The organism is Nonomuraea sp. NPDC004580, from assembly GCF_040609855.1.
Taxonomy (GTDB): Bacteria; Actinomycetota; Actinomycetes; order Streptosporangiales; family Streptosporangiaceae; genus Nonomuraea; species Nonomuraea salmonea.
Window position 1 is genome coordinate 21,437 of record NZ_JBEXLH010000089.1, and the last position, 8,479, is coordinate 29,915.

General features: G+C 74.3%; 7 protein-coding genes. 4 read left to right on the top strand and 3 right to left on the bottom strand.

Annotated features, from left to right (window positions below; all coding sequences use genetic code 11):
* Window positions 1–335: 335 nt before the first annotated feature.
* Complete coding sequence (locus ABZW11_RS43310; RefSeq protein ID WP_355431368.1) at window positions 336–1,631, bottom strand: OFA family MFS transporter; 1,296 nt, start codon at window positions 1,629–1,631, stop codon at window positions 336–338.
* A gap of 191 nt (window positions 1,632–1,822) precedes the next feature.
* On the opposite strand from ABZW11_RS43310, the gene ABZW11_RS43315 reads away from it, so the two are divergent.
* The 3 genes from ABZW11_RS43315 to ABZW11_RS43325 all read left to right on the top strand — a co-directional run bounded on the left by ABZW11_RS43315 (window position 1,823) and on the right by ABZW11_RS43325 (window position 4,433).
* Window positions 1,823–2,032, top strand: a complete 210-nt coding sequence (locus ABZW11_RS43315; RefSeq protein ID WP_355431372.1) for a carboxylesterase family protein — start codon at window positions 1,823–1,825, stop codon at window positions 2,030–2,032.
* A gap of 17 nt (window positions 2,033–2,049) precedes the next feature.
* The gene (locus ABZW11_RS43320) at window positions 2,050–2,427 is read left to right on the top strand and encodes a carboxylesterase family protein (protein WP_355431375.1); all 378 of its coding nucleotides are present in this window, start codon (window positions 2,050–2,052) and stop codon (window positions 2,425–2,427) included.
* An 89-nt stretch (window positions 2,428–2,516) separates the two neighbouring features.
* A complete protein-coding gene (locus ABZW11_RS43325; RefSeq protein ID WP_355431378.1) occupies window positions 2,517–4,433 on the top strand; it encodes a S41 family peptidase in 1,917 nt (638 codons plus the stop codon).
* 6 nt (window positions 4,434–4,439) lie between these two features.
* Here the strand turns inward: ABZW11_RS43325 and ABZW11_RS43330 are convergent, their stop codons facing one another.
* Window positions 4,440–5,783, bottom strand: a complete 1,344-nt coding sequence (locus ABZW11_RS43330; RefSeq protein WP_355431381.1) for a hypothetical protein — start codon at window positions 5,781–5,783, stop codon at window positions 4,440–4,442.
* Window positions 5,784–5,904: 121 nt separating this feature from the next.
* On the opposite strand from ABZW11_RS43330, the gene ABZW11_RS43335 reads away from it, so the two are divergent.
* Window positions 5,905–7,407, top strand: coding sequence for a hypothetical protein (locus ABZW11_RS43335; protein ID WP_355431384.1), 1,503 nt, complete (start codon window positions 5,905–5,907; stop codon window positions 7,405–7,407).
* Here ABZW11_RS43335 and ABZW11_RS43340 read toward each other — a convergent pair.
* Window positions 7,388–8,479, bottom strand: a 1,092-nt coding sequence (locus ABZW11_RS43340) for an aminotransferase class V-fold PLP-dependent enzyme (protein ID WP_355431387.1), incomplete at its 5' end; no start/stop codon positions are given. The two genes, ABZW11_RS43335 and ABZW11_RS43340, sit on opposite strands and share 20 nt — an antisense overlap.

The following is an 8,479-nucleotide window of genomic DNA, read 5'->3' on the forward strand; positions in this document are numbered from 1 at the left end:
CCCTCCACACCTGCCCTCATCACGGCCGGCAGCCGGACCTGGACAAGGCCCGGCGCCGATCCTACGGCGGAGTGTTCCCGATCACTCCGCTCTGATGAGGTGACGTCTCGTGACTCCTCCGCCTCCTGAAGGGAGCGGCCTCTCGCTGCGCCGCCCGAAGGCGACGGTCCCCTCGGGAGAACCTGATGGTGGCATCGGCGGTGCGGCGCGCCCTGTGACGAGCGGTCAGCCGGAGAAGAGCTGGGTGAGCTTCAGGAGCAGCTCGTACACCCCGTACGCGAAGGGCACGCCCACCCACACCCAGGCCAGCGCCATCAGCCAGGTACGCCGCTCGCTCATACGGTCTGTCCCTTCTGCACCGGCTGCGCGGGTCGTTCGTGGAACCTCTCGTGGACCGGCCTGATCAGCTCGTTGGCGAGGAAGCCGATGGCGAGCAGGCCGATCATGATGAACAGCGACGTGGTGTACAGGTCGGAGCCGGAGCGCCCGGCGTTCTCCTGCGCGTCGGCGATGGCGTTGACGATGAGCGGGCCGAGCACGCCAGCGGTGGACCAGGCGGTGAGCAGCCGGCCGTGGATGGCGCCGACCTCGTACGTGCCGAACAGGTCCTTCAGGTACGCGGGCACGGTGGCGAAGCCGCCGCCGTAGAAGGACAGGACGCCGAGCGCGCAGAGGATGAACAGCGGCTTGGACGCGTCGCCCGCCAAGGCGATGGCGAGGTAGAGCAGCGCGCCGACGCCCAGGTAGACCCGGTACATGTTCTTGCGCCCGATGAGGTCGGAGGTGGAGGACCAGACGAAGCGGCCGGCCATGTTCGCCAGCGACAGCAGCGCGACGAACCCGGCGGCGGCGCCCGCCGCGACGGCGGCCGTGGTGCCGGCGAAGAAGTCCGTGATCATCGGGGCGGCCTTCTCCAGGATGCCGATGCCGGCCGTGACGTTGCAGCACAGCACGACCCACAGGAAATAGAACTGCGGGGTGCGGATGGCGTTGCGGGCGGAGACGTCGGCGGTGGTGATGAGCGGCCTGAGCCGGGTGGTGGGCGGTTTCCAGCCCTTGGGCGTCCAGCCGTCCGGCGGGACGCGGACGAGCAGCACCCCCATCGACATGAACACGGCGTAGACGACGCCGTGCACGAGGAACGTCGTGGCGATGCCGGTCGTGCCGGTGCCGAAGGAGGAGAGCATCTGCGCCGACCAGGGCGAGGCGATGAGCGCGCCGCCGCCGAAGCCCATGATCGCGATGCCGGTCGCCATGCCGGGCCGGTCGGGGAACCACTTGATGAGGGTGGAGACCGGGGAGATGTAACCGATGCCGAGCCCGATGCCGCCGACGAAGCCGTAGCCCAGCACGACCAGCCAGTACTGCCGGGTGAGCACGCCCAGTGCCGACAGCAGGAACCCTGAGGAGAAGCAGGTCATCGAGACGAACATGGCCCAGCGGGGGCCGTTGCGCTCGACGAGCGTGCCGCCGAAGGCGGCCGACAGGCCGAGCATGACGATGCCGAGCTGGAAGGGCAGCGCGCTCTGGGTGCCCGACAGGCCGAGCGCCGACTCCAGCGGGGGTTTGAAGACGCTCCACGCGTACGCCTGGCCGATGGCGAGGTGCACGGAGAGCGCAGCGGGCGGCACGAGCCAACGGCTCCAGGTGGGCGCCGCCACAATACGGGAACGACTGAGGAAGGCTTGGGGACTCGTGGACCTCGTACTGTCTGCCACGCATCACGGCTACCACATACGGTATGCAGTATTTAAAGGTTGTACGACCTTTACGACGAGCGGTCAGATCCTGTCGGCGAACGGCGGGAATCTTGGAGGCGACATTGACGGAGCCGAAGGCCACGATCACGACCGGTCGCGTGCGGGGCCGCCGCGAGAACGGGGTGGCCGCCTTCCGTGGCATCCCTTGCGCCCGGCCGCCCCTCGGTGACCTGCGCTTCGCCGCCCCCGTACGCCCTGAGGCGTGGGACGGCGTCCGCGACTGCGCGGTGTTCGGCCCGCCACCGCCGCAGCACGGCGCGACGGATCGCTGACAGAAAGCTGCCTGACGGTGGACGTGTGGTCCCCCGACCTCGGGGCGCGGCTGCCGGTGATGGTGTACGTCTACGGGGGCGCGTACCGGAGCGGCGACGCGGCCGACTCCGTCTATGACGGCGCGACGCTGGCCGGGGAGGGCGTCGTCGTGGTGACCTTCACCTACCGCGTGGGCGCCGAGGGGTTCGCCCAGCTGGTGGGCGCGCCGGCCGACCGGGGGCTGCTCGACCAGGTGGCCGCGCTGGAGTGGGTGCGTGACAACGTGGCGCCGGGGAGCCGCCTGACGCGGCTCTTCGACGCCGAGCCGGCGGTCGTGCCCTACCCGGAGGAGACCTCGCGCCGCCTGTGGGCCGCGCACACCTTCGGCGCGCTCCCCCTCCTCGGGGCCCACTAGGGACATCCCTGGGCCGGCCCCCGTGGCGGGCCCCGGGGCGCCGGTGGCACCGTGCCCGTATCCGGCGACGACCAGGGGCGGGTGTGACGATGAGCGAGCCATCGGGCGGAGTGGGCAAGCAGCAGCTGCAGGACTTCCTGCGAGCGGCGGACCGGGGCGGGCTGACGCTCGACGACCGCAGGCTCCTGGTCCAGCAGGCGCTGCTGCTCATCGAGCAGAACTACGTGCACCTGCCGCTCAAGGCCGCCATGCACGCGGTGAATCCGGTGCAGCGGCTGCGCCTGCTCGCCCTGCGGCTGAGCCGGCAGACGCCCGCGACCATGGGGCCGGAGTGGCGCTTCCACGCGGAGCTGTCGGAGATCTTCCACTCGGTACGCGACCTGCACACCAACTACGTGCTCCCCCAGCCGTACGCGAGCAGGATCGCGTACCTGCCGTACCTCATCGAGGAGTACTACGAGGGCGGCGAGCGGCACTACGTCGTCACCAGGACCGTCGAGGGCTACTCCGCGCCCGGCTTCGGCCCCGGCGTGGAGGTGACGCACTGGAACGGCGTCCCCATCGACCGGGCCGTGGACGTCAACGCCGCCAGGTTCGCCGGAAGCAACCCGGCGGCCAGGCACGCGCGCGGCCTGCAGTCCATGACGATCAGGCCGCTGCGCCTGCACGTCCCGCCGGACGAGACGTGGGTGGTGCTGACGTACGTCGGGGACGACGGGATCAGCAGGGAGCTGCGGGAGAGCTGGCGGGTCACCGAGAACCAGCCGTCGTTCGTGGACGCCGACCGGCTCAGCGTGGCCGCCGTCGCGCAGGGCCTCGACCTCGGCGCCGACGAGATCGGCCGGGCGCTCAAGACGCTGTACGTCCCCGAGGCCGTCACCCCGCACGAGACGCTCGGCGGGGCCGAACTCGCCGGACTGCCGGCGGAACCGCCGGCGGAGCGGGACGGCGTGGTCCCGACGTCCATGCCAGGCTTCTTCAAGGCCAGGAGCGTCACCACGCGGTCGGGCACGTTCGGCCACATCAGGGTCTTCAGCTTCAACGTCAACGACCCCGACGCCTTCGTCCGGGAGTTCGTCCGCCTCATCGGGCTGCTGCCGCAGAGCGGGCTGATCGTGGACGTGCGCGGCAACGGCGGCGGCCACATCTACGCCTCGGAGTTCCTGCTGCAGACGCTCACGCCGCGCCCCATCGTGCCCGAGCCCACGCAGTTCGTCACGACGGCGCTCAACATGCGGATCTGCGCCCAGCACCGCGAGGACCCGACCGGCCAGATCGACCTCGGCCCCTGGTTCCCGTCGATGGAGCAGGCGCTGGAGACGGGAGCGGTCTACTCGGGCAGCTTCCCCATCACGCCTCCTGGCGGCGCGAACGCGCTCGGTCAGCAGTACCACGGCCCGGTCGTGCTCATCACGAACGCCCTGTGCTACTCGGCGACCGACATCTTCGCCGGCGGCTTCCAGGACCACCGGATCGGCGAGATCCTCGGCACCGACGACAACACGGGCGCGGGCGGCGCCAACGTCTGGACGCACAGCCTGCTCAAGCTGCTGCTCGAACTGCCGTCGCCGGTGCGGGACAGCCCGTACAGGACGCTGCCGGGGGAGGCGGGCATGCGGGTGGCGATCCGGCGCAGCCTGCGCACCCACGACCTGGCCGGCACGCCGGTCGAGGACCTCGGCGTGGTGCCCGGCCACCGGCACATGATGACCCGCAGGGACGTCATGGAGGACAACCCCGACCTGCTCGCCCGAGCCGGCGAACTGCTGGCCGCACGCCCGGTGCGCCGCCTCGACGTCCGCCGGACGGCGGACGGCCTGGCCCTGGACACCCGCCTGGTGGACCGCGCGGACGTCTACCTGGACGGCCGTCCGAGCGTGTCGGCGGACCTGACAGGGGAGACGACGACGCTGCAGGTCCCGGGCGTCGCCTCCGCACACGTCATCAGGGTCGAGGGCTTCGCCGGCGGCGACCTGGTGGCGGCCCGCACGATCGTGCACCCCTGACCGCTTTCAGCTCCTTCCCGCCATGGCGAGGTCCGCCTCGGCGACCAGCGGGCTGCCCCGGTGGCGCTGCCAGCCCGCTCGCAGGCGGCGGAGCTCGTCGCCCACACGGGCCGAGGAGATCAGCGGGACGTCGTCGCGGAGGAGGAGCGCGGTGACGGCGGCCTGCTCCGGGTCGCCGGCGCGCAGGTAGGCGTGCGCGGTGCGCAAGCCGATGAGGACGCGGGTGCGGGTCTCGACCGGGCGGCGGGCGCGCATGGAGGCGGCGAAGTGGCGGGCGGCGGTGGCGTGGTCGCCGAGCCTGGTGAGGGTCAGCCCGATCTGGTGCTCCAGCGACTCGCGCCGGTAGTTGCCCGTCCACTCCGACTCAGGCGCCGAGTCGGCGCGTTCGAGCTGCGTCTCGGTGCTGCGCAGCAGGTTGAGCGCGTCCCAGCGGGTGCCGGCCGCCGCGTGCGTCTCGGCGCGCATGCCGGTGATCCAGGCTAGGGTCCGGTCGGGTCCGCGCCCGCCGAGCACGGACGCGGCGGCGTCGGCGAGCGCCAGCGCCTCGCCGTCATGACCCAGCTCGGCGGCCTGTACCGCCATGCTGCGCAGCGCCGTCGCACGCAGCACCAGGTCGCCCGCCTCGTCGGCGAGCCGCACGGTGCTGATGTAGTAGCGCTGGGCCAGGGCGTTCGCGCCGGCGTCCATCGCCATGTACGCCGCCAGGTAGCTCAGCTCGGCCGCCGCCGTGAACAGGTCCGGCCTGCTGCGCCCTGTCGCGTTCGCGAGCAGCGGCGTGACCTCGCGCGACAGGTACGCCGCCACCGCCTGCCTGGCGTGGCCGCCGCCGTACCGGTCGTCGAGGTCGGCGAAGCTCGCGGTGACGGCGCGGATGCGGACCACGTCGCCCGCGCCAGGCCGGCCCACGGGGCGCCGGGCCGGCCCCCGGGTCCCCCCGTCGGCCAGGCCCGACAGCGCGGCCAGCGTGAACGTGCCGGCCGTCAGCACCGTACGGCGGTTGAGCAGGTCGTCCTCCCCCAACCCCGCGAGCCGGGCGACCGGGTCGCCGCGCCACGGGTCGTCGGGCGGCGGCGACCCGCCGGGGTCCGGCCAGCCGAGGTGCGCGGGGCGCAGGTCGGGCCGGTCGAGGCGGCGCCGGAAGGCCTCGACCGCCGCGTGCACGGCCTCGGGCCGCGGCACCGTACCGGTCAGCCAGTGCCCCACCGCGGAACGGTCGTAGTGGATCCGCTCCCCGCTCTCCGCGGCGACCGCGTTGATCTGCCGCGCGGTGGCGGCGTGCGTCCAGCCGGCCTGCTCGATGAGCGTGGCGAGCGCCCGGTTCGCGACGGGGCGGGTGCGTCGTGGCGGCATCGCATCTTCACATCGCTTCACATCGCCGTGCCCTCGACTCTCCGCTCCACGCAAAGCACCGTCAATAGTGCGGACGGTGACGTTCTGCCACGACCGGCCGGCGAGCGGGAGGAGGCGGCACATGGAGGGGACGGCATGCGAGGACGCATACGAGGGCGCGGCGTCCAAGGACGCGGCGTCCAAGGACGCGGCGTTCGAGGTGGCGCATGCCGAGCTGCTGGCGGCGCTCGACGGCCGGCCGCTGGTCGCGATCGACCGGTACGGCACCGTGCTCCGCACCGGCTACACCGGCCCCGCGCCCGTGGAGGCGTTGCGGCCGGCGCTGGCCGTCGGCTGCTACGCGGCGTGGGACCCGGCGCTGCCCGGCGTGACGGTGTCGGCCGAGGAGCGTACCGGGGTGCGGTCGGTGGCCGAGCGGCACGGCTGGCTGCGCCGGGTCCGCCACGACGCGGCCAGGCAGCTCGTCAAGCTGGACCGGCCGCCGGTCGTCGCCACCTGCATCGCCGGCGCCCAGCTGCAGGAGCTGGCGCACGGCGGCACGATCGCGGCCGTCGACCCGGGCGTCAGGGCCACCATCGAGGCCCGGCACCTCTTCGACGACCTGCTGCGCGCGGCCGGGGTGCCGCCGGCGGCGCGGATCAGGAGCGTGCCGGTCGAGCGGCTGCCCGGCCTGGCCGAGCTGCGGCGGGCGGTCGGCACCGAGCGGGTCGTGGTGCAGGCGGGCGGGGCGGGCGGCGGGCGCGGCACGGTCGTCGTGTCGGGCGAGGACGACATGGGGCGCGCGGCGCGGCTGCTGGGGCCGTACCGGGTGGCGGCGTACGTGGACGGCCTGCCCTGCGCGGTCACCGCGCTCAGCGTGCCGGACGGCGCGGGCGGCGTCTCCGTGTACGTGGACCGCCCCGCGCACGCCGCCACCGGCGTCCCCGAGGCGGGCGCGGGCCCGCTGGACGGCGCCGGCCATGACTGGTCGCGCCCCTGGCCGCTGCCGGCGGCGGCGCTGCTCATGGAGTGCGCGGAACGCCTCGCGGTGTGGGGCTGGCGCCGCTACGGCGTGACCGGCCTGTTCACCGTGCGCGCGCTGCTGACCCCGGCCGAGCGGGTCCGCCTGTCGGCGATCAGGTGGCGGTACGACGCGGCCACCGAGGTGTCGGCGGCGAACCAGCAGGCGATGGGCGTGCCTCCGTTCGCCGCCGCGCACCTGACCGTGCTGCTCGGCGGGCGGGTCACCTGGCTGCCCGATCCGCAGGAGTTCAACCAGCTCAGCCTGCTGCGCGCGACCCGGCCGGGCGGGCCGTTCACGATCCGGCTGCGGGTGACCGGCGAGATCCCGGTACGGGTGACGGCCGGCCGCGGCCCCGGCGTCTACCGGCTGGACGAGGCCGACCGTCCCCGCTTCGTCCGCCGCGCCGCCCACCCGGCCGAGGCGCCGGCCGACCAGGGCGAGTTCCTGCTCGCGGGCCTCCCAGGCCCGGACGTGCTCTGCCACCCCGGGGCCGACCTGGCGACGATCGAGGCGGTCACGGAGGGCGCGACGGAGCCCTTCCACGGCCCGGCGAGCGCCTCCCCCTTCACCCGCCGCGTCACCGCCGCCGTGAACCGCCTCCTCACCCCCGCCGCCCCGTGAGGACCTTGGCGAGAGACTCCAGGGGCTCCAGCGAGGTGCCCGGCGGTGGGGAGACGCGGAGGAGCGGCCCCTGGAGGTCCAGCGGAGCGCGGGCGGCGGGAACCGTGCCTACCAGGAGGGACGCGGCGGCGGCGCGGGCGGCGGCCCCTTCCACCGTGTCGTGGGGTGGCGGGCGGAGGGTGATCAGGGCGGACGGCTCGTCCAGGGGTTCTGCGACGCGCCAGCCGCCGGCGCCGTCCAGGAGCTCGCGGGCCGTGCGGCCCAGTCCCGCCAGGTGCTCGTGGACGGCTGCGGGGCCGAGCTCGTGGTGTTCGGAGACGGCGGCGCCGAGCCCGGCGCGGGCCGCGATGACGCCCTCCGAGCTCTCGTAGCGGGCGGCGCCCGGCACGGGCCGCGGGTCCTCGGCGGGGTCGTCCCAGGTGTGGCCGCTGAGGGTGGGGGCGGGGGCGTCCATGGCGGGGGTCAGGCCGGGGGCGATGAGGAAGCCGACGCCGCGCGGGCCCGCCAGCCACTTCCTGGACGTCCCCACGTACGCGGCGGCCCCGGCGCCCAGGACGTCCACGTGGCCGAGCGACTGGCAGACGTCCAGCACCAGCGGCACCCCGGAGGCCCGGCACAGCGCGCCCAGCTCGGCCACCGGCTGCACGACGCCCCGGTGGGAGGCGATGTGGGAGACGACGACCAGGTCGAGCCCGGCCGCCAGCGCCGCCCTGAGCCCGTCGGGGTCGATCCTGCTGTCGCCGCCGACCGGCAGGTCGACCAGCCGCCAGCCGTTCCGTTCGGCGAGGCGGTGCAGGAGCATGAGCGTGCTCCCGTACTCGGTGCGGGCCCGCCCCACCCGGGCGCCCGGGCCGAGCCGCCAGCCGCCGAGCAGGGCCGCCATAGCCGCCGTGCCGCTCTCCAGGAACGCCACGTCCCGCGGCCCCGCCCCCACCAGCGCGGCCAGCGCCCGCCGCGGCTCGGTGAGGTCGGGTACGGCGCCGTACCCGCCGCGCTCGCGTTCCAGCGCCAGGTGGGCGGCCATCGCGCCGAGCACCCGATCGCCGGGCACGTTGCACCCCGCCGCGTCGAG